Source organism: Mesorhizobium sp. M7A.F.Ca.US.005.03.2.1, from assembly GCF_003997795.1.
Classification (GTDB): Bacteria; Pseudomonadota; Alphaproteobacteria; order Rhizobiales; family Rhizobiaceae; genus Mesorhizobium; species Mesorhizobium ciceri.
This window is the reverse complement of sequence record NZ_RZRP01001273.1, coordinates 1-1201: the sequence shown is the minus strand read 5'-3', so window position 1 is coordinate 1201 and position 1201 is coordinate 1. Positions and strand designations below refer to the sequence as shown.

The window sequence follows — 1201 nt, the reverse complement described above, 5'->3', positions numbered from 1 at the left end:
CCTGAAAGGCACCGGCATCCGGGTAAACGTGCTGTCGCCCGGGCCGACGGCGACCGAACTCGCGAAGGCAGCGATAGGCGAGGAGGGCTTGAAGGTCTTCGCCTCGATGAATCCGCTTCAGCGTATGGCCGATCCAGCGGAGATCGGGGCGGCGGCTGCGTTTCTCGCGTCGCCCGACAGCAGCTTCATGACTGCCAGCGAGGTCGCCGTCGACGGGGGCTTGGCGCAAATCTGACCCGCTACGCCCCGCCGTTCATTCCATTCGATATCCCGAGCCCGCAGGGCCTGGTAAACTGAAGGAGAGTATACATGAGCTACGCAATTATCGGCTTCGGCAAGATCGGCCAGGCTCTTGCCAAGGCATTTGCCCGCAAGGGCCTCGAAGTGTCCGTGGCAACCACGCGCGACCCGGAAAGCTTTGCATCCGACGCGGCCGCGATCGGACCCACGATCATCCCGAAAACACTGGCGGACGCCGTCAAGGCGGACATCATCTTTTTGGCTGTCCGCTTTGAATCGCACCCGGATGTCGCGAAGGCGCTGCCAAGCTGGGAAGGCAAGACGATCATCGACGCGACGAACGTGTTTCCAGTCCCCGAAGAGCTGGACGGTCTGCCGTCCTCCGCCTTCGTCGCGAAGGCGTTCACCGGCGCCAAGCTCGTCAAAGGCTTCAATCACCTGATTGCGGCCACCCTGGCTGCCGATCCGATCGTCGAGGGCGGGCACCGGGTCGTCTTTCTATCGAGCGACGACGAGGACGCGATCGCTCCCGTGGCGGCCTTGGCCAGACAACTCGGGTTCGCACCGGTCAAGCTGGGGAAGCTCAACGAGGGCGGCACGCTGGTGCACGCACGCGGCCGCACTTGGGGCCAGCTGATCTTCCAGGACCTGTTCAAGAAGGAGCAGTAACGGATTTATCGTGCGCCGACAGAGTGGCAGGCGTTCGATGCCGGCCACATCGTCGGCAACGAGCCAAGCGCGCGAAGTGACATGCTTGAAAGCTTACATCTGCCTGGGATCCTTCGGCCGACATGTGCCTGCCACCCAGGAATCGTAGTTGCAAAAGCTGATGTCCCAGCCGGCATCGCATCTTTTGGGAGTTGCCTCACGGCCGCTCGCGCGGATGGGGCCGAAGCCACCCCAACTGCCATCCGAGCCTTTGTAATTTCCCATGACGCGACAATTGCAGTTGTTTACGACC

General features: G+C 62.4%; 2 protein-coding genes. Both read left to right on the top strand.

Annotated features, from left to right (window positions below):
* The coding region (locus EN991_RS36955) for an SDR family oxidoreductase (RefSeq protein ID WP_127370563.1) at positions 1-235 on the top strand (235 nt) is incomplete at its 5' end.
* A gap of 74 nt (positions 236-309) precedes the next feature.
* Positions 310-909 carry an NADPH-dependent F420 reductase gene (locus tag EN991_RS36950; RefSeq protein ID WP_013529054.1) on the top strand — a complete coding sequence of 200 codons (600 nt, stop codon included), beginning with the start codon at positions 310-312 and terminating at the stop codon, positions 907-909.
* Positions 910-1201 lie beyond the last annotated feature (292 nt).